Annotated in this window: 20 protein-coding genes; 6 read left to right on the forward strand and 14 right to left on the reverse strand. The window is 70.6% G+C overall.

The window, feature by feature from the left end; genetic code table 11:
- Positions 1-94: 94 nt before the first annotated feature.
- From ACFC79_RS01320 to ACFC79_RS01345, 6 genes are all read right to left on the reverse strand, one after another.
- Positions 95-2,002: a SpoIIE family protein phosphatase gene (locus tag ACFC79_RS01320; RefSeq protein WP_376233574.1), complete on the reverse strand. Its 1,908-nt coding sequence runs from the start codon at positions 2,000-2,002 to the stop codon at positions 95-97.
- Positions 2,003-2,375: 373 nt separating this feature from the next.
- On the reverse strand, positions 2,376-3,089 hold the full coding sequence (locus tag ACFC79_RS01325) for a DUF402 domain-containing protein (RefSeq protein ID WP_376233575.1): 714 nt from the start codon (positions 3,087-3,089) through the stop codon (positions 2,376-2,378).
- Positions 3,090-3,462: 373 nt separating this feature from the next.
- Positions 3,463-3,921: a hypothetical protein gene (locus tag ACFC79_RS01330; protein WP_376233577.1), complete on the reverse strand. Its 459-nt coding sequence runs from the start codon at positions 3,919-3,921 to the stop codon at positions 3,463-3,465.
- 37 nt (positions 3,922-3,958) lie between these two features.
- The gene (locus tag ACFC79_RS01335) at positions 3,959-5,773 is read right to left on the reverse strand and encodes an alpha/beta hydrolase (RefSeq protein WP_376233579.1); all 1,815 of its coding nucleotides are present in this window, start codon (positions 5,771-5,773) and stop codon (positions 3,959-3,961) included.
- A gap of 8 nt (positions 5,774-5,781) precedes the next feature.
- Positions 5,782-6,231, reverse strand: a complete 450-nt coding sequence (locus ACFC79_RS01340; RefSeq protein ID WP_376233581.1) for a hypothetical protein — start codon at positions 6,229-6,231, stop codon at positions 5,782-5,784.
- 426 nt (positions 6,232-6,657) lie between these two features.
- Positions 6,658-8,118 carry a class II fumarate hydratase gene (locus tag ACFC79_RS01345; RefSeq protein ID WP_376233584.1) on the reverse strand — a complete coding sequence of 487 codons (1,461 nt, stop codon included), beginning with the start codon at positions 8,116-8,118 and terminating at the stop codon, positions 6,658-6,660.
- 139 nt (positions 8,119-8,257) lie between these two features.
- Here ACFC79_RS01345 and ACFC79_RS01350 point away from each other — a divergent pair, with 139 nt between their 5' ends.
- Positions 8,258-9,787, forward strand: a complete 1,530-nt coding sequence (locus ACFC79_RS01350; protein WP_376233587.1) for a ricin-type beta-trefoil lectin domain protein — start codon at positions 8,258-8,260, stop codon at positions 9,785-9,787.
- A gap of 245 nt (positions 9,788-10,032) precedes the next feature.
- Here the strand turns inward: ACFC79_RS01350 and ACFC79_RS01355 are convergent, their stop codons facing one another.
- Complete coding sequence (locus ACFC79_RS01355; protein WP_376233589.1) at positions 10,033-11,334, reverse strand: M18 family aminopeptidase; 1,302 nt, start codon at positions 11,332-11,334, stop codon at positions 10,033-10,035.
- A gap of 809 nt (positions 11,335-12,143) precedes the next feature.
- Positions 12,144-13,811, reverse strand: a complete 1,668-nt coding sequence (locus ACFC79_RS01360) for a fumarate hydratase (protein ID WP_376233591.1) — start codon at positions 13,809-13,811, stop codon at positions 12,144-12,146.
- 307 nt (positions 13,812-14,118) lie between these two features.
- On the opposite strand from ACFC79_RS01360, the gene ACFC79_RS01365 reads away from it, so the two are divergent.
- Positions 14,119-14,778, forward strand: a complete 660-nt coding sequence (locus tag ACFC79_RS01365; RefSeq protein ID WP_376233593.1) for a DUF1707 domain-containing protein — start codon at positions 14,119-14,121, stop codon at positions 14,776-14,778.
- A 368-nt stretch (positions 14,779-15,146) separates the two neighbouring features.
- Complete coding sequence (locus ACFC79_RS01370) at positions 15,147-15,530, forward strand: WhiB family transcriptional regulator (protein WP_376233595.1); 384 nt, start codon at positions 15,147-15,149, stop codon at positions 15,528-15,530.
- 397 nt (positions 15,531-15,927) lie between these two features.
- Here ACFC79_RS01370 and glpX read toward each other — a convergent pair whose 3' ends face one another.
- Positions 15,928-16,959 carry a class II fructose-bisphosphatase gene (gene glpX / locus ACFC79_RS01375; RefSeq protein WP_376233597.1) on the reverse strand — a complete coding sequence of 344 codons (1,032 nt, stop codon included), beginning with the start codon at positions 16,957-16,959 and terminating at the stop codon, positions 15,928-15,930.
- 143 nt (positions 16,960-17,102) lie between these two features.
- On the opposite strand from glpX, the gene ACFC79_RS01380 reads away from it, so the two are divergent.
- Positions 17,103-17,621: a DUF4245 domain-containing protein gene (locus ACFC79_RS01380; protein WP_376233599.1), complete on the forward strand. Its 519-nt coding sequence runs from the start codon at positions 17,103-17,105 to the stop codon at positions 17,619-17,621.
- 201 nt (positions 17,622-17,822) lie between these two features.
- Here ACFC79_RS01380 and ACFC79_RS01385 read toward each other — a convergent pair whose 3' ends face one another.
- The 4 genes from ACFC79_RS01385 to ACFC79_RS01400 all read right to left on the reverse strand — a co-directional run bounded on the left by ACFC79_RS01385 (position 17,823) and on the right by ACFC79_RS01400 (position 22,242).
- On the reverse strand, positions 17,823-18,413 hold the full coding sequence (locus ACFC79_RS01385) for a malonic semialdehyde reductase (protein WP_376233602.1): 591 nt from the start codon (positions 18,411-18,413) through the stop codon (positions 17,823-17,825).
- 315 nt (positions 18,414-18,728) lie between these two features.
- Positions 18,729-19,013 carry an exodeoxyribonuclease VII small subunit gene (locus tag ACFC79_RS01390; protein WP_376233605.1) on the reverse strand — a complete coding sequence of 95 codons (285 nt, stop codon included), beginning with the start codon at positions 19,011-19,013 and terminating at the stop codon, positions 18,729-18,731.
- Positions 19,014-19,281: 268 nt separating this feature from the next.
- Positions 19,282-20,493, reverse strand: a complete 1,212-nt coding sequence (gene xseA / locus ACFC79_RS01395; protein ID WP_376233608.1) for an exodeoxyribonuclease VII large subunit — start codon at positions 20,491-20,493, stop codon at positions 19,282-19,284.
- Positions 20,494-20,853: 360 nt separating this feature from the next.
- Positions 20,854-22,242 carry an APC family permease gene (locus ACFC79_RS01400; protein WP_376233610.1) on the reverse strand — a complete coding sequence of 463 codons (1,389 nt, stop codon included), beginning with the start codon at positions 22,240-22,242 and terminating at the stop codon, positions 20,854-20,856.
- 74 nt (positions 22,243-22,316) lie between these two features.
- Here ACFC79_RS01400 and ACFC79_RS01405 point away from each other — a divergent pair, with 74 nt between their 5' ends.
- Positions 22,317-23,336, forward strand: coding sequence for a 4-hydroxy-3-methylbut-2-enyl diphosphate reductase (locus tag ACFC79_RS01405; RefSeq protein WP_376233612.1), 1,020 nt, complete (start codon positions 22,317-22,319; stop codon positions 23,334-23,336).
- A gap of 312 nt (positions 23,337-23,648) precedes the next feature.
- Entirely contained in the window at positions 23,649-24,392 is a 744-nt protein-coding gene (gene ppgK, locus ACFC79_RS01410) for a polyphosphate--glucose phosphotransferase (protein WP_376233614.1), read from the forward strand.
- Positions 24,393-24,479: 87 nt separating this feature from the next.
- Here the strand turns inward: ppgK and ACFC79_RS01415 are convergent, their stop codons facing one another.
- Positions 24,480-25,085 (reverse strand): DUF6542 domain-containing protein, encoded by a 606-nt coding sequence (locus ACFC79_RS01415; RefSeq protein ID WP_376233616.1) that lies wholly within the window; start codon positions 25,083-25,085, stop codon positions 24,480-24,482.
- Positions 25,086-25,288 lie beyond the last annotated feature (203 nt).

The following is a 25,288-nucleotide window of genomic DNA, read 5'->3' on the forward strand; positions in this document are numbered from 1 at the left end:
TCAACTCCGCCGACAGGAGGTCGGCAACATTTCGCTACCGTCCGTGCAGGGCTCTTCTCGCACGGGGCCGGGACCACCGGCCCCGGCCGTCCGGCTACTGGCCCCGGGTCGGGATCTCGAACCAGACCACCTTGCCCGTCGAGAGCCGCGTCGCCCCCCACCGCCTGGCCAGCCGGTTCACCAGGAACAGGCCGCGCCCGCCCTCGTCCATGTCGCGGGCCCGGCGCTGCCGGGGCAGCTGCGGGGCGTCGTCGCCGACCTCGCAGCGCAGGAAGTCGGTGCGGAGCAGTCGCAGTGTCACCGGTCGCTCCGCGTAGCGGACTGCGTTGGTGACCACCTCGCTGACCAGCAGTTCCACCGAGTCGGACAGTTCGTCCAGCCCCCAGCGGTTCAGCGCCCGCCGGGCCAGTCTGCGGGCCCGGCCCGGGGCGGTCTCCTCCGGTTCCAGGTGCCAGTAGGCGACGTCGCTCGGCGCGATCCCGTCGAACCGGGCGGCGAGCAGGGCGATGTCGTCGTCCCGGTCGCCGGGGCCGAGCATGTCCAGGACGTCGTCGCAGAGCGCCTCCAGCGGCGGCGAGTGGTCCGGGCCGGTGAGCCGCGCGGTGGCGGCGAGCCGCTCGCGCAGCATCTCGATCCCGGTCCACACGTCCCGCAGCCGGGACTCCACGAGACCGTCGGTGTACAGCAGCAGCGTGGCGCCCGCGGGCGCGTCCAGCTCGACCGCCTCGAAGTCCACCCCGCCGACCCCGATCGGTGCGCCGGGCGGCACCCGCAGCACCTCGGCCCGCCCTCCCAGATGGAGCAGGACGGGCGGCGGGTGCCCGGCGTTGGCGATGGTGATGCGGTGCGCGACCGGGTCGTACACCGCGTACATGCAGGTCGCCATCCGGTCGCTGCCGAGCCGCTGCGCCTGCTCGTCGAGGTGGTGCAGCACCTCCTGCGGCGGCAGGTCCAGACCGGCCAGCGTCTGTGCGGTGGTGCGCAGCTGGCCCATGATCGCGGCGGACGTCATGGAGTGCCCCATGACGTCGCCGACCACCAGGGCGACCCTGCTGCCGGGCAGCGGGATCGCGTCGTACCAGTCGCCGCCGACCCGGGCCGTCTCGGCGGCCGGGAGGTAGCGGGAGGCGAGCCGCACCCCGGTCGGCTGCGGCAGCGAGTCGGGCAGCATGGTGCGCTGGAGCTCGTCGGCGATGTAAGCCTCGCGCCCGTACAGCACGGCCTTGTCGATGCCGAGCGCGGTGTGCGTCGCCAGCTGGGCGGCGACCAGCAGGTCGTTGGCCTCGAAGGGCGGCCGCTCCGGACCGCGCAGGAATACGGCGGCGCCGATCACCCGCCGTCGGCCGCGCAGCGGGGCCAGGATCGCGCGGTGCCCGGTCGGCACCGTCCGGTCGGCGCCCAGCAACTCGGGAAGGGCGGCACGGGCCGCCGCGGAGTCCCCGAAGACCGGGCGCACTCCGCGCAGCACCTCGGACAGCGCGCCGCCGGAGCGGACCTCGCACAGCTCGGCCGCGGGCGGCAGATCGCCGTGCGGGTCGACGACCGGCAGCCGCAGGCGCTCGATCTCCGACGAGGCGTCGGTCTCCTCCTCGTGCAGCCGCAGCCGGTCCGAGCGGCGCAGCCGCAGTACGAACGGGGAGACCGGCCGCTCGTCGCCGACCGGCAGCGGGTCGCGGAGGTAGACCAGTATGGCGTCGGAGAACGTCGGCACGCTGGCCCGGCACAGGCCCAGCACGATCTCGTCGAGATCGATGCCGCGGGCGATCCGGCGGGTGGCCGCCCCGACGAACCGCAGCCGGTCGCCCTCGCGCCGGACCGCGGCCTGCGGGTCGAGCCCCGCGGGGCCGGTGAGCGCCGGGCCCGGCGCGGCGGCCGGACCGGGGATCGCGGCGGCGGCATGGGCGACGGCCGGCGCGGCGTCCTGCTGCCGGGGCCGGGCACGTTCCTGCGGCCGGGCGGCGAGAGGCTGCCGGCCTTCGTGGGAGGTGGGATGCTCCGTCACGCGTGGGGTTCCGTCCGTCCGGGCCGGTTGTATGAGGCAGTCACCTCGTGGGGCGCTACTTTGCCCCGGCGAGAGCGGCGAAAACAACGGCTGTCACCGGATGCCCCCGATCGAGGGGCCGAAACCGGATGCCCGAGGAACAGTTCGGTGACAACGTTTCCGGTGGCGGGGCGGGGGACATCGAACACGTCTCCACCCCCTCGTAGTGGCTCAAACGACTCATGCGACTGATGTGCGATTCGTACAGCTCATGCAGTGCGTGATGCTCGTGCGATGACTTGTGGTCAGGCCCTGTGCCGCACGCACCGGTTGGAGCGGTACAGCACTTCGGAGGACGATCCTACGGTTGCCCCCCTGGGGTGCGACAAGGGTCTCATGACGCCATGGGGGTGGGGGTACGGTCCCAGTCATCCGGGAGCGTCGGAACCGGCCAGCGCGGATCGGGCCGCCAGTCCTCCCAGCCGTCGCGGAACGGGGTGCCCCAGTCCTGGATCACCTCGACGGCGGCAAGACCCGCCTGCCGCACCTGCCGGGCGGTCCCCGGGGCCATCAGGCCGACCCGCTGCGCCTGGGCGAACTCGTCCTCGTCGCGCCAGACCCAGCTGCGGTCCGGGTAGACGGAGATGTCGAGGAAGTGGTCCTCGGAGTCGATACCGCCCGCCCAGCGGGTGCGCGGTTCCTCCAGGTTCACGTACCAGCTGCGGAAGTGCCAGCCGGTCTCCCAGAACAGCCAGACCGACCACGGTTCACCCGGACGGGCGAGTTTCAGCACGCCATTGCCGAGCCAGGCCGAGCGGGCGGTGGTGCGCGGGGCGGTGTAGCGGGTGACGAGCGGTTCGTCGTGCACGTCGGTGCCGTCCGCCAGTACCGGCTTCACGCACTCCGTGCCGGGCGCCACCCACACGGCGAGCAGTTCGTCGGTGTCCTGGACGACGGTGACGGGGCGACAGATGTGCACCGGTCCCGGGATACGGTCCGGCCCGCCATCCGCCCTCCGCGGCGCGGGGACGTTGCCGCGGTAGCGCCACAGGATGTGATCTCCCGGCGTCCAGTGCTCGATGCACTCGGGGTACTCCGTGCCTGCCATGGGCAGATCCTAACGACGTCACCGGCGATGGAGAGGGGATCGGCGAGCGGCGTCGTGGGACTCCGGACGCACGGCGGAGGAGGGCATGACGTGGAGCCATCGCGACCGCCGCCGACGACGGAGGCGGCAGTGCAGGGGCGGGGCCGTTTGCCGCCGCCGACGAGGCTGTGAGGACTGCCCCACAACCTCCGGCGGGTGTGCGACGGCAGTCGCCCCCTCCCGACTCCCGGCCGCGCACGAGCCGGTGGCGGGCGTGGGCCCGCGCGGGTCGAGCGGGCGATGGGAGGCGGAGTCCGGGGTGAGCGGCCTCGGCACCGAGATGTGACGGCAGGGGGGGAAGCGGCCGAAGCCCGTGCTCCTGCCTCGCGGCGAGCTATTTGGACCGGTAGCAAGCAGATTCGACGGTGACTTCCAGGAGATCCGGGGCGTTTCCGACTTTGCTTGCCCTGTGCAGCCGTATGTCGACCGCGAATTCGCTCCCCCTGGACTCCGCGACGATCTGCGGGCTCTCGGCCTTGCTGCCGTCCGGGCCGTCCCGGATGATCTTCCAGCCATCTTTCGGGAGTTCGACGCGCAAGCGGTCCATGCCCCGCTGCATTTCCGCGAAGGGAGCCTTGTAGATGCTCCAGGGGTGGCGTGCGCGGTAGACGTCCTCGTCGGCGTCGTAGTCCGAGCACCGCGACGTCATCGCGCCCGTGTCCGTGACTTTCCCCTTGACGCCGAGGATTTCGAGGATTCGACTGGACGTCTTCTCGACGCTCGCCTTCACCGTATCGCTGTCCTGTGTTTTCACCGCCGCCTCTTTTCCGTTCGAGCACGCCATCGCCAGCATGCACGTCGCGATAATGGACCCGAGTTTCGAAAATCGCCTATTCAAGCTGCACCTTGTCGTATTGGCCGGCGATGACGGCTGCCTGATTGCGCATGCTAAGAGAGTTGTCGTCGAAGAATTTGGTGTGTCCGCCGGAGTCGCTCTTCATGATGTTCCCGCCGAAGGATCTGTCGGTGGGGATGACCCCGTTGTCGCCGAGTCCCATCAGCCGGCCGCCCTGCCGGACCACCTGATCGTCCCAGGGGGCACCCATGGCCCACACGTGGTCGGCCCCGACACCAAGGTCCGCCGCGTGATCCGCCTGGACACCCGGACTGCCCGCGAAGACGAAGTCGTTGGCGGCCTGAGGGTCCTTCCAGCTACCCGACTGTGCTGAGACGCCGACCACGGTGCTGCCGTAACTGTGCCCGATTACAGTGGTGTGCGCGCGAGTGCCGTCGGCAGTCTGCTGAGCGGCTCCGTTCCCCTGCAGGAATTCATGGAGTCGGGGGCCGCCCTCGTCCGCGTACTGCCCGCGTGTAGCCTCCGGAAGAATGCTGTCCGGTGCGTTGTAGTCGAGCCAGGTGATGGTGGAGACGTTCTGGCCGGGAGTGAGACGGTGACTCTCGGCCCAGAGCCGTTCGCTGCGGCCGAGGTCTCCATGGCTGTCCCCGCCGCCGCCGATGGATTCTATGCCGGCGAACGTACCGGGAACGTAGATGCCTACGTGATCGGCTCTATCTGGATTTCCGTTGGCGAGGATGACCTTTCCGTCCCCGGCGCCGGTGGGATCGAAGCCGAGCAGGTAGGCTTCGGGAAGCCCGTCCTTGCCTGTGCGGTCGAAGCGATCCTGGATGGCGTTCATTCCTTTCATCACGCCCTCCAACCTCGCCTTCTCGCTTCCGTACTTGTCCTGCCACTCCCGCCACTCCTGGGTGAATACGACAGCGGGGTAAGCGCCGCTGGGGTTCGGGCGGAACTTGGTCGGCTCTTTCGGAATGGCATCCAAGTCCAGTTGGTATCTAGCCTTCGTCTCGTTCAGAACCATGCGGTTCGCCTCGTCACGAACGTCGGACGGGAGGCCGTTCATCGATCCGATGGAATTTGGATGGACGGCCAGGTAGTCAGTTCGCTGCTCTGGAGTGAGATTGCTCCACCACTCCGCATTCTCTTCAGGTGTGGCTTCCTTCGGCGGGGCCTTGATGCTGTCCAGGTAGGGGGCGGCGGCCGTTAGTACTCCACCCCGGTCGGACTTCACGTCCACCCAATCTCGGTCCGAGACTACGAGGTCGTCGTCGGCCTTGAGGGCGCGGAGTTTTGGCGCCCACTTGGCGTCTGCGTCAGTGGCTTCTTTCAAGACATCTGCTACCCGATCGGCATAGCCGAGCGCCGCGCCGTAGTGAGGGTTCGGGTGGATGCTCGCCGCCTGGCGATCCAGCGCTTCGGAGGTTGGGCTGCCGCCGGCGCTACCAGTCACTGTGCCGCCCTCGGCGTCCTTCTCCTCGCCGGGCTTTCTGCCTGCCGGGAAGCTGACCGAACCATCTGTGTTCACTGTGCAGTGGTTCGCCCGCGCATCCTCGATCGCTGCGTCAAGCTTTCGCTTGGCAGCTGCCATATCGAATGCGAAGCCGTTCAGTGCAGTGCTCACCAGGGCGCATTCGGTTTGCATGTAGTGGAAGTTCTTCGCCAACTCGGCCAGCTCCCGAAGAGCGGCCTTCGCGGCCGCGCCCTCAAGCTGGTTGCGTATCCCCAAGGCGATCCGGTTGTCGATGGCGTCTCTGGCCGCATTGGCCATTTCGTCCGTCGCCCGGTATGCGTCCGCGGCCTTCTCGAACTCCGACGGCTTGAGCGCTTTTAATGTTGCAGGATCCATGTGCCCAGTCACTTCCCCTTCGGCTGACCGCCAACGGCGCGGGTGTCCGTGTGCCTGATCGCGTCCAGTTCGGACTTCAGCGACTCATCGGTCATCGACAGGTCATGCCCTGAAGACTCAAGCAGCCCACCAAGGGACTTGCAGCGTTCGCGTACAGCCTTTGCGCACTTGCTCCAGGAGGCGTACAGCTCTTTCTGTGCGACTGCGCTCCGGCAGTCGGTTGAGCTGTCCAGCCCCGCTTGCCCGTCCTCAAGTCTCGTCAACGCGGGACCGATCTGCTCGGCGAGGCCCTTGGTGTCATCGCCTGCCTTCGCCCAAGCCCTCTTGTTCGATTTCAGATCGGCTGAGGCATCGGACCCGGGCGTGCTGCCGGAATCGGCCGGATGCTGGTTCAACACCATCTGATTCGATCGCGCTGCCACATCGCTTTTGAGCTGCTCCCACTCGTCCCACGCCATCAGCGCATCCTCCCCGTGCCCCGCACTCCTGGTCCCAAGATGCTCCAGGAACCAAATCGCGGGTCATGATCCCCGGATCGTCGAGTGCGATCAAACGCGCAGGCATCGTGCTTCTTCGGAGACCAGAGGCATGGCACAGGCGTCCCATGTGGTGAACACAGCGGTGAGCGCCGGCGCCGGGAGGGTGCCCGACATCCTCGTACGTGAATCGGAGCATTGGTTCATTTGCCCGTGGCCGACGGGGCCGTGGTCGATACCGTCGCGAGTCGGCATGTGCTCCGTCCGAGCCGTCTCGACGTCCTCGAAAGCGCAGAGACACCAGGACTTCCCGGTGTCCGGTGCGATGTGCGGCACCGGACGCCGGGGCCCGTCCGTCCTCGTCCGCCGGGCAGGTCCTGAAGGGACCGGGCGCCCGCGCGGCGCAGGTCACGGACGGGTCATGCGCAGCACGTCCAGGGCCTCGTCCAGCTGCTCCACCGTCAGGTCGCCGCGCTCGACGTAGCCCGACTCCAGCACGACCTCGCGGATCGTCCGGCGCTCGGCCAGCGACTTCTTGGCGACCTTCGCCGCCTCCTCGTATCCGATGTACTTGTTCAGCGGTGTCACGACGGACGGCGAGGACTCGGCGTACTCCCTGGCCCGCTCCGCGTTCGCGGTGATGCCGTCGACCGTGCGGTCCGCGAGCAGCCGGGACGCGTTGGCCAGCAGCCGGACCGACTCCAGCAGGTTCTTCGCGATGACCGGCAGCATCACATTCAGCTCGAAGTTGCCCGCCGCGCCCGCCACGGCGACCGTTGCGTCGTTCCCCATCACCTGGGCCGCGACCATCAGCACGGCCTCCGGGACGACCGGATTCACCTTCCCCGGCATGATCGACGAGCCCGGCTGGAGGTCGGGCAGGGCGATCTCGGCGAGCCCGGTGCGCGGGCCGGAGGCCATCCAGCGCACGTCGTTGGAGATCTTGGTGAGCGAGACCGCGATGGTGCGCAGCTGGCCCGACGTCTCCACGAGCCCGTCCCGCGCGCCCTGCGCCTCGAAGTGGTCCCGCGCCTCGGTGAGCGGCAGCCCGGTGGAGCGGGCGAGTTCGGCGATGACGGCGGCCGAGAAGCCGGGCGGGGTGTTGATGCCGGTGCCGACGGCCGTGCCGCCCAGCGGCAGCTCGGCGAGGCGGGGGAGGGACGCGCGCAGCCGCTCGACGCCGTACCGGATCTGCGCCGCGTACCCCCCGAACTCCTGTCCCAGGGTGACGGGCGTGGCGTCCATGAGATGGGTGCGCCCCGATTTCACGACCGTCGCGAACTCGGCGGCCTTGCGTTCCAGGGCGGCGGCCAGGTGCTCCAGCGCCGGGACGAGGTCATGGGTGACGGCCGCGGTCGCGGCGATGTGGATGGAGGACGGGAAGACGTCGTTGGACGACTGCGAGGCGTTGACGTGGTCGTTCGGATGGACCTCGCGGCCCAGGCGCTCGGTGGCGAGGGTGGCCACCACCTCGTTGGTGTTCATGTTGGACGAGGTGCCGGACCCGGTCTGGAAGACGTCGACCGGGAAATGGGCGTCCCAGCGCCCTTCGGCCACCTCCTCGGCGGCCTCCCGCACGGACCGGGCGAGCTCGGGGTCGAGCACCCCCAGTTCGGCGTTGACCACGGCCGCCGCCGCCTTGATCCGGGCCAGGGCCTCGATATGGGCCCGCTCCAGCCGCTGCCCGGAGACCGGGAAGTTCTCCACCGCGCGCTGCGTCTGGGCCCGCCACTTGGCGTCCGCGGGCACCCTCACCTCGCCCATCGAGTCGTGCTCCACACGGAAGCCGGAGCCGGATTCAAGAGTGGGAGCCGGGCCGGCCGAGTCGGCGGGTGAGGGGTCCGGTACGGGGGCCTGTGTGTCGTTCATGGGGTCAACCTCCTGAAAAAGTTGAGCACTTGTCTGGTTCTGTCTATTCCCAAGTCGCCTACCGACCAGTAAATACCGGGGGTGCTGCATTTCCCCGGGGGACGACCCCCGTACCCCGTGCAGCGACCGGGGAGGCCCCATGAGGCGCACCAGGCACAGACTCCGTCGTACGGTCGCGACCGCCGCGGCCATGGCGGCGGCATTCGGCGGCATGGCCGCGGCGGCAGGACAGGCCGGAGCGGCCGACCGGTCCGGCACCAGCACTACCGCATCCACCCCCCTGTCGCCCGAGCTGGAGGCCATCCGCGCCGCCGAGGCCACCCGGCTGTACGGGGACCCTGCCGAGCGGCCCCTCGCCGACCGCAAGACCGGCCTGATCTCGCTCGGCGACAGCGAGATCTCCGGCGAGGGCGTCGGCACCTACGAGCCGGGCACCAACGGCCCGGACAACTGGTGCCACCGCTCACCGGACTCCGCCATTCACCGCACCGGCATCCAGGCCGACGTCACGTACAACGTCTCCTGCTCCGGCGCGTACACCGGCAACATCGTGATCGGCGGCTCGAAGCAGTACGCCGACGAGCTCGTGCAGAGCGACAACCTCGCCATCAAGGCCCGCAACACCCGCATCAAGATGATCGTGCTCGTCGCCGGGGCCAACGACGACCTCCAGTTCGGCCCGGTCATGACGGACTGCGTCACGCGCTGGGTGCTCTCCCAGGGCACCTGCCAGCCGAAGTACGAGGGCGGCTGGCAGGCGCGCGTCGACGGCCTCGTGCCCAAGGTGGAGAAGACGGTGCGCGACCTGCGGACCGTCATGTCGGACGCCGGGTACGGCAACGGCGACTACAAGCTCGTGGTCATGGGCTACCCGAGCCCGATCGGCCCGGACTTCTACGACAACCCGAGCTTCCCCGGCAAGCTGCCCGGCGGCTGCGCCGGATACGACTCCGACGCCGCCTGGGGCCGCGACGTGGCAGTCCCCACCTTCGAGCGCGGCATGCGCAAGGCCGCGGCCGACACCGGCGCCGTCTACCTGGACAACTCCCGGCTCTTCCACGGCCACGAGGTGTGCAGCGAGAACACCTGGGCCCGCGGCCTCTACATCGACCTGTCGCACTTCCCGCCGGACTCCAACTCCCTCCGGCAGTCCTTCCACCCGAACGCGCGCGGCCACACCGCCTTCGCCTCCTGCCTGACCCAGATCTACGACTCGGGCCTGCGCGAGGCGAGCTGTGCCGACCCGGCGAGCACCGGGAAGCCGGTGCTCCGGCCGGTGGCGTGGGACGACGTGTTCAAGCCCCTCAGGAACGAGGCGACGGGCACCTGCCTGGACGCCCCGGCCTCGGTGACCCGCAACGACACGAAGGTCGGCGGCTGGGAGTGCCATGGCGGTCGCAACCAGGGCTGGTGGTACGACTCCGGCACACAGACCCTGCGCACGGAGCTGAGCCACGACCGCTGCCTGGACGTGCCGGGTGCCGATTACAAGGCCGGCGCCACGCTCATCCTGTACAACTGCTCCGGCGTGGCCAACCAGAAGTTCGTCCAACAGTCGGGCACCCTGCGCCCGGCCGCCTCGACCGGGCTGTGCCTGACCCTGGCGGCGGCCCAGGACCCGCTGAAGCTGCAGAACTGCGACGGCGGCGCGAAGCAGCGGTTCGCATGACGCCGCCCCGCTTCCGGTTCGCGCGGTGGCATGAGGCAGACGCAGTGACATGAGGCCGGCGCGGCGCCGCAGGGCGTCCGCGTCGGCGACGAAGGGGACGGGGCGGTGTCGGCGACGAGGGAGGCGCGGGGCGGTGTCGGCCGTCCCGCACCCTTCTCCGTTTCTCCGCCCCGCCCCTTCGGCCGTCCTGCCCCTTCTCCGTTTCTCCGTTCCGCCCCTTCGGCCGCCGCGCTCCCCCCGCCGGGTCAGCCGGAGGTCATGAACGCGCTCAGGACGGCGGCAAGATGACCGGGGTCCGCGGCACCGCACAGTTCACGCGCCGAGTGCATGGACAGGCCGGGCACCCCCACGTCGACCGTCGTGACGCCCAGCCGGGCCGCGGTGAGCGGGCCGATGGACGTGCCGCACGGCATCGCGTTGTTGGAGACGAACGGCTGCCACGGAGCCCCCGCCCGCTCGCACGCCGACGCGAACACCGCCATGCCGGTGCTGTCCGTGGCGTACCGCTGATTGACGTTGACCTTCACCGTGGGCCCACCGTTGGGCAGGGGGTGGTGGCCCGGATCGTGCCGTTCCGCGTAATTGGGGTGGACGGCGTGCGCCATGTCGGACGACACGCAGAAGGCGCCGGACAGGGCCCGGGACCAGTCCTCCGAATCGCCACCGCGCGCCGTGACCGACCGGCCCAGGACGCGCTCCAGCAGCGGGCTCTGGGCGCCCGTCTCCGAACCGCTGCCGACCTCCTCGTGATCGAACGCCGCGAGGACGGGAACGTACGCCGGTTCCTCGTCCGCGGTCGCCGCGGCCACCAGGGCCGTGACGCCCGCGTGCACCGACACCAGGTTGTCCAGCCGCGCGGACACCACGAACTCCCCGTCCGCGCCCAGGTATCCGGGCGGTTGGACGTCGTGGAGCATCAGGTCCCAGCCGAGGACCTCGCTCGGGTCCACCTCGGCCGCTTCGGCGACCCGCCGCAGCAGCGCGCCCTCCTCGGGCGCCCCGAGCGCCCACAGCGGGGCGACATGGCGCTGCCGGTCCAGAGCCAGCCCCTCGTTGACCGTGCGGTCCAGATGAATGGCCAACTGGGGCACCCGCAGGAGCGGTTCGTCGATCTGGACCAGCCGTGACTCGACCCCGCCGCCGGGTGCGCGCAACGCGAGCCGGCCGGAGATGCCGAGATCGCGGTCGAGCCAGGTGTTCAGCGGGACACCGCCGTACACCTCCACGGCGACCTGCCGCCAGCCCGCCGCCCCGGTGTCGGGGGTGGGCTTGACCCGCAGGTTCGGCGAGTCGGTGTGCGTGCCGACGATCCGGAACGGGGTGTGCGCCGGGGCATCCTCGGGGACGTACCAGGCGATCAGGGCACCGCCGCGGGTGCGGAAGCTGCCGCCGGTCGTGCCCGTCCAGTCGTCCGTGTCGCGCAACTCGCGGAAGCCGGCCTTCTCCAGGCGCTGGGCGGCGCTCGCGACCGCGTGGTACGGGGAAGGACTGGCTTGGATGAAGGACAGCAGGTCGTCGGCGTGACTGCGGTGGGGAAGCGGCGTCATACGGCGTCCGCCTTTCCGGTGTTCGACGGTGTGGTGAGGGTGCCCGGATCCACGCCCGGCCGCTCGCTGCGGACCGGGCGTGGTGTCCGGGGTGTGGGGGTGGCGGCTGAACTCTGGACTGCCCGGGCCGTACTGCTGACTCCCCGGGGCCCGTTCCGGTTCGGGTCTCCCCGGCACGGTGTCCCGATTCCCCGCGCACGCGGAGCACCGAGTGCGCCGGGAACTCCGACAACCCACCGCAGAGGCCCGGGGCGACGCAAGTCCCCGAAGCGGCCCGCTGCGTGAAAGCGGCGGTGGCGGACCGGCCGTCGGGGCGCCCCGGGCCGACGTGGGCGGGGCTGTACGGGGCCCGTGCCGGGTGAGCGAGGGAGGGCCGGTGGCGGCTGCGCGGACCGGACCGGTGCGCCCGTGCCGGGGCCGGTGGCCGGTCCCGCGTCGACCGCCTCAAGAATGGCTGAAACTCGTCGTACGCGAACCCCTTGTGGCCACTGCCGTCACGACTGCCGACCGGCACCGTGACCGCCCGCCGCGGCTACCGACCGTCACGAACGGGCGCCGGGACGGCGCGTGCGGTGGGTGAGTACGTCGGCGCGGGGCGGGCGTCGGATGAGTGCTCCGGCGCGGGGTGGTGCCGGCGGGTACGGGCCGGGCCCGTTGCTCACCAGCGATGGGTCGGCCCGATGGGCATGGGCAGTGGGTCGCGTCGCCCACGAGGGTGAAAGTTGCCCATGAGGGTGAAAAAGGGGGCGCCTTCCGGTGGTGCGGGCAGGACCCGTACCACCGGAAGGCGCCCCGAGGGACCGTCGGTGTCAGGCGAGACCGGGGCCGCGCACCGGAATGCTGGTGAACGTCGGCGCCGGGGCGGGCTCGGTGAAGAAGTCGTTGCCCTTGTCGTCGACGACGATGAATGCGGGGAAGTCCTCCACCTCGATCTTCCACACCGCCTCCATGCCGAGCTCCTCGTACTCGACGACCTCGACCTTCTTGATGCAGTCCTGCGCCAGGCGCGCCGCCGGGCCGCCGATCGAGCCCAGGTAGAAGCCGCCGTGCGTGTCGCACGCGTCGGTCACCTGCTTGGAGCGGTTGCCCTTGGCCAGCATCACCTTGGAGCCGCCCGCCTCCTGGAACTGCGCGACGTAGCTGTCCATCCGGCCCGCCGTCGTCGGACCGAAGGAACCGGAGGCATAGCCCTCGGGCGTCTTCGCCGGGCCCGCGTAGTACACCGGGTGGTCCTTCAGGTACTGCGGCATCTCCTCGCCCGCGTCCAGCCGCTCCTTGATCTTGGCGTGCGCGATGTCGCGGGCCACGACCAGCGGGCCGGTCAGCGAGAGCCGGGTCTTGACCGGGTACTTGGTCAGCTCGGCCAGGATCTCGTCCATGGGCCGGTTGAGGTCGATCCGCACGACGTCGCCCGACTCGTCCAGGTGCTCGTCGGTGGTGTCCGGCAGGAAGCGCGCCGGGTCCTTCTCCAGCTGCTCCAGGAAGACGCCCTCGGCGGTGATCTTCGCGACGGCCTGACGGTCCGCCGAGCAGGACACGGCGATCGCGACGGGCAACGAGGCGCCGTGCCGGGGCAGGCGGACCACACGCACGTCGTGGCAGAAGTACTTGCCGCCGAACTGGGCGCCGATACCGATCTTCTGCGTCAGCTCGAAGACCTTCTCTTCCAGCTCCTTGTCCCGGAAACCGTGACCGGTGGGGGAGCCCTCGGCAGGCAGCTCGTCCAGGTAGTGCGCCGAGGCGTACTTCGCCGTCTTGAGCGCGAACTCGGCCGACGTGCCGCCGACGACGATGGCCAGGTGGTACGGCGGGCAGGCGGCCGTGCCCAGCGAACGGATCTTCTCCTCCAGGAACTTCATCATGGAGGTCTCGTTCAGCACGGCCTTCGTCTCCTGGAAGAGGAACGACTTGTTGGCCGAGCCGCCGCCCTTCGCCATGAAGAGGAACTTGTACGCGCCGCCGTCGGTGGCGTACAGCTCGACCTGCGCGGGCAGGTTCGAGCCGGTGTTCTTCTCCTCCCACATGGTGAGCGGGGCCATCTGTGAGTAGCGCAGGTTGAGCTTGGTGTACGCGTCGAAGATGCCATGCGACAGCGCCTCCTCGTCACCGCCCTCGGTGAGCACGTTCTGCCCGCGCTTGCCCATGACGATCGCGGTGCCGGTGTCCTGGCACATCGGCAGGACACCCGCGGCGGCGATGTTCGCGTTCTTCAGCAGGTCGAGCGCGACGAACTTGTCGTTGGACGACGCCTCGGGGTCGTCCACGATCCGCCGCAGCTGCGCCAGGTGGGCGGGGCGCAGGTAGTGCGAGATGTCGTGCATGGCCTCGGCGGCCAGGGTGCGCAGCGCCTCCGGGGAGACCTTGAGGAACGTACGGCCGTCGGCCTCGAAGGTGGAGACACCCTGGGAGGTCACCAGACGATAGGGCGTGGTGTCCTCTCCCAGGGGGAGCAGATCGGAGTACGCAAACTCTGGCATTACGGCCATTCCTCACTCGGCAGACGGCGGCTGGCCTCCCTCGGGCAGCGCATCCACCAGGGTAGAACGGCGCACCGAGGCCCAAGCTGTGAGGTAGGGCTCAGTCCGGACGGTCCGCGCGCGCGGCGCCCCCGAGCAGGGCGGGACCGGTGAGCGGGGCGGGCGGGTGAGATGAGGCCGGGCGAGCAGGGCGGCGGGGGCCGGGAGGCGGGGTGGGCGGAGTGTGCGGGGTGGTCGGCGCCGGGGCGACACGGCGGGGTACGGCAGGGGCTAGTCGCGATCTATCGCGTTTCGGTACCCTGGGGCGGTGGACCTCGAAAAGCACCCTCAGCAGCCCGTAGCCTCGGCCGAACCGGCCGGTATCCGCGCCTCCGACGCGGACCGCGACCGGATCGCGGACATTCTGCGCGAGGCCCTGGCCGAGGGCCGGCTCACCGCGGAGGAGCACTCCGAGCGGATCGACGCGGTCTACCGCGCCAAGACCGTCGGTGAACTCGAACCACTGGTGCGCGACCTGCCCGTGCCCGGCGGCTCCGGCCGGAGTGCCGTGCCCGGCACCCACGACCAGGAGAACCCGGCCGGGCCGGCCGAGAACCTGGTGGCGGTCTTCAGCAGTTCGACGCGCAGGGGGCGTTGGCGGGTCAGCGGCCGCACGAACGCCTTCTCGGTCTTCGGCAGCGTGGAGATCGATCTGACCGAGGCGCTTTTCGGCCAGAGGCTCACGGTGATCAACGCGACCTCCATCTTCGGCAGCGTCGACATCAGAGTCCCGGAGAACGTCTCCCTGCGCGGCAACGGCACCGGGGTCCTGGGCAGTTTCGAGGTTGCCACGCTGGAATCCGAGGATCCCGAGGCGCCGGTGGTCGTCGTCAACGGGTACGCGGTCCTCGGCAGCGTCGAGGCGAGGCCCAAGCGCGGCAAGTTCATCGCCGACCTCCAGAAGCGCATGCGCAAGTACCTGGGCTGAGGCCGGGTACCCGGGCCGATGCCGGGCGGTGAGCGGTGCCGCTTCCGGTCCGCCTCTTCTGCGGGCCCGCCTTCCCCGGGCCCGTCCGCTTCCGGCCCGCCCCCTTCGGAACGCCCCTGGCACCCGTGTTCCCGGCAGCTCTCCGGGGGCTCCCGGGTCGCGTTTCGGCCCGTTGCCGTGCCCCTTTCCGGCTTCTGCCGGACCCCTTTCGAGCCTCTGCCGGACCGCCTTCGAGATCCAGCCAAACTCCCGACCGTACGCACTTCCGCAGCCTGGAAGTGGGGGCCACTCAGTGCATAGGCGTACGCACAGCGGGTAGGGACTGCTCCATCGCCGCTCGCTCGCGAAGCCGTCGTCAGGAGTAGACCGTGCTGCAACCGCCGCATCAGCCCCTGCAGGTCGCCGCCGTCCCTCCCCAGCGCACCCCCGCTCGGGAGGACCAGGCCGGCCCCTGGCACTCGGAGGCGGTGTGCCGCCGCGACGAGGCGGGACTGTTCTTCGCGCCGTCGAAGGAACCGACCGCTGCCAGACTCGCGCGCGAGGAGTCCGCGAAGCGGGTCTGCGCACGCTGCCCGGTGATGGTCGAATGCCAGGAGCACGCGCTCATACAGCCGGAGCCGTACGGCGTGTGGGGTGGCCTCACCGCCGCCGAACGCCGTGTGGTGCTCGCCCGCCGCAGGCGCCGCGAGATGGAGCTCAAGGCGTCGGCTGCGTCCTCCCCGGCCGCGGGCCGCGTCGCCGCAGCGGGCTGAACTGCGGGTACGGCGGAGCCGCGGGGGCACGCCGGAATCGATCGGCACCGGCGCGGGCGACGGGGAGCGCACCGACGGGTTCCTGGGCCCGGGACGTCTCCCGGCCGGGCGACGGGCGTCCCCGGTGCGGGCGGAGCAGGGGCCGTGCATGCGAAGAGGCGCCCCACCGCACATACGGGGCGCCTCTTCGCGTACGTCCCCCGGGCCCTTCGGGGCGGATCCGCAGAGGGGATCCACCGGTACAGGTCCACGGAACGGGGCTGTGGTCCTGTCCGCGGGGCGGACCGGTCGCGGTTCTGCCAGGGCTCTGCCAGGGGCCTGACAGGGTTCCGCCCCGGTCCTGCCGCGGTTCTGCCGCGGTTCAGGGGGGGCGGGACTGCTTCTCGCAGGGGTGGGACTACTGCGCGCGGTCGAAGTCGATCGCGCTGTAGGCGCGCAGCTTCGACAGCCGGTGCGTCGAGTCGATCTTCCGGATCGTGCCGGACTTGGACCGCATGACGATCGACTCGGTGGTCGCCGTCTCCGCGCGATACCGCACACCACGCATCAGTTCGCCGTCCGTGATGCCGGTCGCGACGAAGAACACGTTGTCGCCGCTGACCAGGTCGTCGGTGGACAGGACCCGGTCCAGGTCGTGCCCGGCGTCCAGGGCGCGCTGCCGCTCGGCCTCGTCCTTCGGCCAGAGCTTGCCCTGGATGACGCCGCCGAGGCACTTTATGGCGCACGCCGAGATGATGCCCTCGGGCGTGCCGCCGATGCCCATCAGCAGGTCCACGCCGGTGCCTTCGCGGGCGGCCATGATCGAGCCGGCGACATCGCCGTCGGAGATGAACTTGATCCGGGCGCCGGTCTCCCGGATCTCCTTGACGATGCCCTCGTGGCGGGGGCGGTCGAGGACGACGACGGTGACGTCCTCGGGGGCGGAGTTCTTCGCCTTCGCGACTCGGCGGATGTTCACCGAGACGGGCGCGTTGATGTCGACGAAGTCGGCGGCCTCGGGCCCGGTGACGAGCTTGTCCATGTAGAAGACCGCGGACGGGTCGAACATGGCGCCGCGGTCGGCGGCGGCCAGTACGGCGATCGCGTTCGGCATGCCCTTGGCGTTCAGGGTCGTGCCGTCGATCGGGTCCACCGCGATGTCGACCTCGGGGCCGGTGCCGTCACCGACGTGCTCGCCGTTGAACAGCATGGGGGCTTCGTCCTTCTCGCCCTCGCCGATGACGACGACACCGTTCATCGACACGGTGGAGACGAGGGTCCGCATGGCCTTCACGGCGGCACCGTCGGCGCCGATCTTGTCGCCGCGGCCGACCCAGCGCCCCGCCGCCATGGCGGCGGCCTCGGTGACCCGGACCAGTTCCAGGGCGAGGTTGCGGTCGGGGGCCTCGGGGGAGACCTCGAGCTGAGACGGCAGATGATGCTCGGGCATCGGAGCGCACCTTTCTGTACGGCGACGACCGGAAGAGGGTGCTGTGACTCTATCGCCAGATCGATATTATGAGCAGACCGGGTCACTTTTGAGCGGGTCGCCCCGAGGAGTGGGGCCGACGGCCCTGATGCGACCATGGACCCGTGGCTAGCAAGCGAGGCAAGCAGACGGTGCGGGGGATGTTCCTGTCGATGGCGGTGGCCACCGCCGCGGCAGGGTTCGTTTACATCTTCGTTCCGCACGACGAGAACGCAAACCCGGTCGAGGCGATCGACTACCGGGTGGAACTCCTGACGGCGCGGCGTGCTGCGCCGTATCCCATTGTCGCCCCGGACGGGCTGGCCAAGGAGTGGAAGCCGACCTCTGTCCGCTACGAGAGCGAGGCCGGCAACAGCTGGCACCTGGGCTTCCTCGACCCGGAGGGCAAGTACGTCGCCGTCGAGCAGTCCACGTCCCAGGCGAAGAAGTACGTGACCGAGGTGAGCCAGGACGCCAAGGACACCGGGCGTACACAGCAGGTGGCCGGTGAGGCGTGGCAGCACTGGAAGGGCGACAAGTACGACGCCCTCGTGCGTCACGGCAAGGACGTGACCACCGTGGTCACGGGGTCCGCCTCGACGGAGCGGCTCGCGGAGATGGCCGCGGCCCTGAAGGCGTCCTGAGGTTCGCGCGGCGTGCCCGTCGCCGGTCCGGGCGACGGTTCCCCGAGTCCGCGCGGTGCGTGTCGACGTGTACGGAAGAGGCCCCGGGGCAGCAACGGGATGAGTGCTGTTCCGGGGCCTTCTTCGGGTCCGTGGCGACGGCGTCCCCGGGGGCGTTGCTGTGCCGACGGCGTCCGCGGGGGATGGTCCGCGGTGACGTGATCAGACGGTGGTGACGACCTCGTCGTAGGACAGGCGCGGCAGGCGCGGGAACCAGGCGTCCTCGCCCGGCTTGCCGATGTTGACGACCATCAGCACGTTGTGGTCGCCGTCCAGGAACTCCTTCTCGATGCCCGCGGCGTCGTAGCCGGTCATCGGGCCTGCGGCCAGACCGGCGGCGCGGATGCCGATGATGAAGTAGGCGGCCTGCAGGGCGCCGTTGAGCGTGGCGGCCGACTCACGGACCGGGCGCTCGGAGAAGAACGCGTCCTTGGCCTGCGGGAAGTGCGGCAGCAGCGCCGGGAGCTCCTCGTGGAACTCGTTGTCGGTGGCCAGGATCGCGACCAGCGGGGCGGTCGACGTCTTCGGCTGGTTGCCCTCGGCCATGTGCTTCACGAGGCGCGCGCGGGCGTCGTCGGAGCGGACCAGGACGACGCGCAGCGGCGACTGGTTGAACGCGGTGGGACCGTACTTGACCAGGTCGTAGATCGCCTGGACCTGCTCCTCGGTCACCGGCTCGTCGGTGAAGGTGTTGGCGGTACGGGCCTCACGGAAAAGGAGGTCCTGGGCGGCGGAATCAAGAACGAGGGACATGGTGCGGTCTACCTTCCGGGCTTACGCGTGGATCGAGCAACGCCGAACACCGTACGGGAGATGTAGGTTAACTTTCAACTAAAACGAAGTGGAGTGATCTCTTCCACAACGGACACGCATCCCGGGCCGCGTCCCGGGCCGTGTTTCAACCGCTTTCCGGGCCGTGTTCGGACCGCTTTCCGGACTCGAATGTGCCGGGGACGCGAAGGGGCCGGGGCGAGGAAGAGCCGGGGAGGCGAGGAAGAGCGGGCGACGCGAAAGGGCCCGGGGGCGAGAAAGAGCCGAGGACGCGAAAGGGCCCGGGGCGCCGGGGCCTCAGTCGTCGTCCGCCGTGCCCCCGCCGATCTCACCGGGGGCGTCGCCGCTCTGCCGCGGTTCGGCCGGCCCTGCCAGGGCCGCGTCCAGGCGTGCGCGTGCGCCCTCCAGCCAGTGCCGGCAGACCTTCGCCAGTTCCTCGCCCCGTTCCCACAGCGCGAGGGACTCCTCCAGCGTCGTACCGCCCGCCTCCAGGCGTCGTACCACTTCGATCAGCTCGTCACGGGCCTGCTCGTATCCGAGCGTGCCCGTGGCACCCGCCGTCGTGGTTCCGTCGTCCGTCATGTTCATCACCCTATGTTCCGGCCCACCAGGGGCCCTTGACGTCGTCGTTCGCCGGCGAGGCAGCGGCTGCCGGACGGCTGTGCTCCGCCTCGTCTGCGTTCCGGTCCCGCTGCCGGTCTCGGCTGCGGGACCGGCTTCCGTTGCTGTGGGACCGGTATCCGGCTTCCGTTCCGTCGCCGGATGCCGGATGCCAGATGCCGGATACGGTTCCGTCGGAGGCGCGGCCGAGCGCCGTGCGACGTACCGCCGCGCACCGGCGCCCGTACGCTCATTCCGCGACCCGCACCGCGAACTCGCCCCCCGAAACCCGGGCCCGCAGCACATCGCCCGCCGGGCCGGCGTCCTCGGGGGTCCGTACGACATGACCGTCCGCCCGCTGCAGCACCGCGTATCCGCGCTCCAGCGTTGCCGCGGGCGACAGCGCGACCACGCGCGCCCGGGTGTGGGCGAGCTCCGAATCGGCCCGGTCCAGCAAGTGGCCCAGCACCCGGCGGCTCCGCCCGACCAGCGCGTCGATCTCCGAGGCCCGCTCGTCCACCATCCGCTGCGGACGTTCCATCGACGGCCGTCCCAGCGCGTGCGCCAGCCCCCGCTCCTCCCGGTCCAACAGTCCCCGGACCGTTCGCAGCGCGCGGTCCCGCAGCTGCCGCACCCGGTCCAGTTCCTCGCCGACATCGGGCACGACCTTCTTCGCCGCGTCCGTCGGTGTCGAGGCACGCAGGTCCGCGACCAGGTCGAGCAGCGGGGAGTCGGGCTCATGGCCGATCGCGGACACGACCGGCGTGCGGCATGCGGCGACCGTACGGATCAGCTGCTCGTCCGAGAACGGCAACAGGTCCTCCACGCTGCCGCCGCCCCGCGCCACGACGATCACGTCGACGTCCGGGAGATCGTCGAGCTCCTTCACGGCCTGGACCACCTGATTGACCGCGTGCACGCCCTGCACCGCCGTATTGCGCACCTCGAACCGGACCGCGGGCCACCGCCTACGGGCGTTCTCCAGCACATCGCGCTCGGCGGCCGAGGCCCGCCCGCAGACGAGGCCGATCAGCTGCGGCAGGAACGGCAGCGGCTTCTTCCGGTCGAGTGCGAAGAGGCCCTCCGAGGCCAGCGACTTCTTCAGCTGCTCCAGGCGGACCAGCAGCTCACCGACGCCCACCGGCCGTATCTCGGTGGCCCGCAGCGACAGCTGCCCGCGCGGCGCGTACCACTCCGGCTTCGCCAGGACGACGACCCGCGCCCCCTCCGTCACCACGTCCGCGATCCGGTCGAAGACCTGGCGGAAACACGTCACGCCCACCGAGACGTCCCGCGACGGGTCGCGCAGCGTCAGGAACACCACGCCGGCACCCGGCCGCCGGGACAGCTGGGTGATCTGCCCCTCGACCCAGACCGCGCCCAGCCGGTCGATCCAGCCGCCGATGAGCCGGGACACCTCACCGACGGGCAGCGGTGCTTCCGCGGACGTTTGGAGAGCCATGCGAGGGAGCGTATCCGCCCGCACCGACAAACGGCCGCCCAGGCGAACCGGCCACGCACACGTCATCCGACGCGACCGTTCCCGGGCATCCGATCCGGCCGGTTCCCGGGTTCCGGCCGGTTCCCGGGTTCCGGCCGGTTCTCGGGTTCCCGGCCGCCGGGGGCATCCGGTCCGGCGGATTCCCAGGCACCTTGCCGCCTCCCGGGTTCCCGGCGATCAGGCCGCTCCCCGGACCCCCACCGCTCCCCGGACCCCCACCGCTCCCCGGACCCCCACCGCTCCCCGGACCCCCGTCCGTCAGGCCGGGCACCTCACCCGTCAGGCCGGGCACCTCGCCCGTCAGGCCGGGCACCTCGTCCGTCAGATCGGGCGCCGCCCCCACTGCACGGCCAGCACCACCAGCCCCACCCCCAACCAGCACACCCCCACCACCTGCGCGCTCGCGGTGGCCTCCGCGATCACGGCGACCAACACCCCCGCCCCCACCACCGGTACCAGCACATGTCGCCACCAGCTCGGCGGCCCCTCCATCCGGCGCACCGCGAACCACCCCACCACCGACGCGTGCAGCAGCACGAACGCCGTCAGCGCGCCGATGTCGACGACCGACACCAGATGATCGAGGCCGTCCGGCCGCCGTGCCGCCCACACCGCGGCCACCAGCGTCACCGCCGCCGCCAGCAGGATCGCGAACCGCGGCACCCCGGACCGCGGATCGACCCTGGACAGTGCCGACGGCAGCCGCCGCTCCCTGGCCATCGCGAACACCAGCCGTCCCGCAGCCGCCTGCCCGGCCAGGGCCGCGAAGGCCGCCCCGATCGCCTTGCTGACCGCCACCAGATCGTGCAGCCAGCTCCCGACCGACACGTCCACCGCGTCGTAGAACGCCGAGCCCTGCGCGGCCGGGTCGGCGGCCAGCTCCGCCGACGACATCGGCTCCAGCAGCGCCGCCAGGTACCCCTGTGCCACGAACAGCGTGCCCGTGAGCAGCAGACAGAACAGCACCGCCCGCGACACCTTCTCCGAGCCGCCCGCCACCTCCTCCGCGAACGACGCGATCGCGTCGAAGCCCAGATACGAGAGCACCGCCACCGACACCGCCCCCAGCACCGCCGACAGCGCGAAGCCGGAATCCCCGGTGAACGGGGTCAGCCAGCCGCGCTGCGCCCCGTCCCGCACCAGAACCACCACCGCGGACACCAGGAACACCAGCAGCACCACGATCTCCATCGCGAGGACCGCGAAGCCGACCCGGGCGGCGGTCCGTACGCCCCGGAGATTGAGCAGTGTGGTCACGACGACGGCCAACGCCGTCCACACCCACTGCGACACCGACGGCACGAGCGCGTGCAGCGCGATCCCGGAGAAGAGGTAGGCGACGGCCGGGATCAGCAGATAGTCGAGCATCGCCATCCACCCCGCGACGAACCCCGCCCCCTCCCCGAGCCCCTTGCGCGCGTACGCGAAGACCGAACCCGCCAACGGGGCGACGCGCACCATCTGGGCGTAGCTGAACGCCGTGAACGCCATCACCACGGTCGCCGCGACGTAGACCAGCGCGACCGCGCCCCCCGACTTCGCGTCGAGCGTGCCGAACACGCCGACCGGCGCCATCGGCGCGATGAAGAGGAGCCCGTAGACCACCAGATCCCGGAAGCCGAGCGTGCGCCGCAGCCGCCCCGCCTCCTGGTGCGCCCCCTGTCCCTCCACGGTTCCGTCGACTCCGCCGCCGCTTCCGGTCCCCGACATGAGCCCTCCGTCGATCGCGTACGCATCAGTCTGGCGAGCCCGTCGATCTTCCGCGCGTCCGGCGCGGCCTTACGATGGTGCGCATGACTGCTCCGACACCTCGCCGCGTCCTGCTCGCCGCTCCCCGTGGCTACTGCGCGGGCGTGGACCGTGCCGTGATCGCCGTGGAGAAGGCCCTGGAGCAGTACGGCTCCCCGGTCTACGTACGCCACGAGATCGTCCACAACAAGTACGTCGTGCAGACGCTCGAGAAGAAGGGCGCGATCTTCGTCGAGGAGACGGCGGAGGTCCCCGAGGGCTCGATCGTGATGTTCTCCGCGCACGGTGTCGCGCCGACCGTGCACCAGGAGGCGGCCGAGCGGAAGCTCGCCACCATCGACGCGACCTGCCCGCTGGTCACGAAGGTCCACAAGGAAGCCGTCCGCTTCGCGCAGGAGGATTTCGACATCCTCCTGATCGGTCACGAGGGCCACGAGGAGGTCATCGGCACCTCCGGCGAGGCCCCTGACCACATCACCCTGGTCGACGGCCCGGAGGATGTCGCGGAAGTCGAGGTGCGCGACCCGTCGAAGGTCGTCTGGCTCTCCCAGACCACGCTCTCCGTCGACGAGACGATGGAGACGGTCGGCGCGCTCAAGGAGAAGTTCCCGCTCCTGATCTCGCCGCCCAGCGACGACATCTGCTACGCCACGCAGAATCGTCAGACCGCGGTGAAGCAGATGGGCACGGACGCCGACCTGGTGATCGTCGTCGGCTCGAAGAACTCCTCCAACTCGGTCCGCCTGGTCGAGGTCGCCCTCGGTGCCGGAGCCGGTGCCGCCCATCTTGTCGACTTCGCCGACGAGATCGACGAGGCATGGCTGGACGGAGTCTCCACGGTCGGTGTCACCTCGGGTGCGTCCGTCCCGGAGGTACTCGTCGACGGCGTCCTGGAGTGGCTGTCCGCGCGCGGCTTCGAGGACGTGGAGATCGTGAAGGCGGCCGAGGAGTCCATCACGTTCTCGCTGCCCAAGGAGCTCCGGCGCGATCTGCGCGGCGAGGCCGCGGCACTCATGGAGAAGCAGTCGGAGCTGGAGAAGCAGCCGGAGAAGTAGCCGGAGTGCTCATGGAGCAGTGACAGCAGTGACGGGTGGAATCCCGGCCGGTGCCGGGGTTCCACCCGTATCGGCCCGGCGTACGCGCTGCTTCGGCGTGCACGCGCTGCTCCGGCGTGCACGCGCTGCTCCGGTGTGTACGTGCCGTTCCGGCGTACGTGCCGTTCCGGCGTACGGTGCCGTTCCTGCGTGCGGTGCCGTCCGGCGCACGCGCCGTTCCCGCGTACGCGTCGGGACTCGTGTCCGGCGGGCGGGTGGGCGGTTCCGTGCTTCGGGAAGTGGGCCGGGCCACCTGCCCGTACCGTGGATTGCATGCAGATCTTCGGCGTGGACATCGGCGGATCCGGGATCAAGGGCGCTCCCGTTGACCTGGACCGCGGAGACCTGGCGCAGGAACGCCAGAAGGTACTCACACCGCATCCGGCCATTCCCGAGGACGTGGCCGCCTGCGTGGCCGAGGTGGTCGGCCGCTTCGACTGGTCGGGCCCGGTGGGCATCACCTTTCCCGGCGTCGTCACCGACGGCTGCACCCGGACCGCCGCCAATGTCGACAAGACATGGATCGACACGGACGCCCGGGGCATGCTGGGCGACAGACTCGGCCTCCCCGTCACTCTCCTGAACGACGCCGACGCCGCGGGCATCGCGGAGATGACGTTCGGCGCCGGGCGGGGCCGCAAGGGGACCGTGATCGTCCTGACGTTCGGCACGGGCATCGGCAGCGCCCTGTTCGTCGACGGAAAGCTCGTCCCCAACACCGAACTGGGCCACCTGGAGCTGAACGGCCACGACGCGGAGAAGCACGCCTCCACCAAGGCCAAGGAGGACGAGGAGCTCAGCTGGCACCACTGGGCGCACCGGGTGCAGAAGTACCTGAGCCATGTGGAGATGCTGTTCTCGCCGGAGCTGTTCGTCATCGGTGGCGGAGTCAGCCGCAAGGCCGACAAGTTCCTGCCCCTGATCGAGCACGTCCGGGCCGAGATGGTGCCCGCGGAACTCCAGAACAACGCGGGCATCGTGGGCGCGGCGATGGCGGCCTCGGACACGGTGGCGTAACGACCTCGGGGGTCCGCCCCTCTACTCCCCAGGTCGCAAGGGCGCGTCCTGGGGCCCGGGCTCGGCCCGAGATCCCGGGCCCGGCCATCAGCGCCGGGGGCGGCGCGGACCCTGCTCGTCCCGGTTCCGTACCGCCGGCGAACCGGGCGTGCCCCGGCGCCTGCGCTGCCGCATCAGCCGCACCTTGCGCACGGTCGCGATGAGGCCCGCGATGAGCGTGCCGCCGTACAGCCACCCCGCGTGCACGGCGAGCGCGGTGACGAGCGCCATGGTCTGGCCCGCGAAGCCCCCGTCGCCGCCGGAGATGGGGATGATCCCGACGGCGAACGCGATCGGCACGATGATCGGGGCGGTCACCAGGTCGGCCGGCCGCACCCACAGCGCGGTCAACGCGCTGACCGGCAGGAACAGCACTCCGAACACGGTCGCCGAACCGTCGAGCAACAGTGCGTCCAGGCAGGCCAGTGCGAACATGACGGCGGCGGCGAAGAGTCCCGCTCCGATGCCGGTCAGCCGAGGGTTGGGCAGTCTGCGGAGCGCGAGAACGGCCGGCGGCACCGGCCGGGGTCGGCCCTCCGGCTTCGCGTCCATCACTCGGTAGACGGCGGCGGCCTCGTCGATGGTGCCTTGCGGGGACAGCGGGGCCTGCTGGGGCTGTCTGCGCTGCGGGGGACGTGTTCTGTGCTGCTCCACCGTGACAACGTAGGTCGCCGAGCGGGAGGAAGCGGGTGCGGGACACGCCCTTTGGGCGACCTTGGGGGTGAGTTCGATCCCACAGGGCCGAAGCGGAACCGGACCGCACCACCGGCCGGCCCGGCCCGGGGCCCCGGGCCGGCCCCGTTCCGCCGACCCCGCATCGGCCGGAGCGCCCGTTCCTCCGGCTGCGGGGCCGGTCG

The sequence above is a fragment of the Streptomyces sp. NPDC056061 genome (assembly GCF_042266885.1).
Classification (GTDB): domain Bacteria; phylum Actinomycetota; class Actinomycetes; order Streptomycetales; family Streptomycetaceae; genus Streptomyces.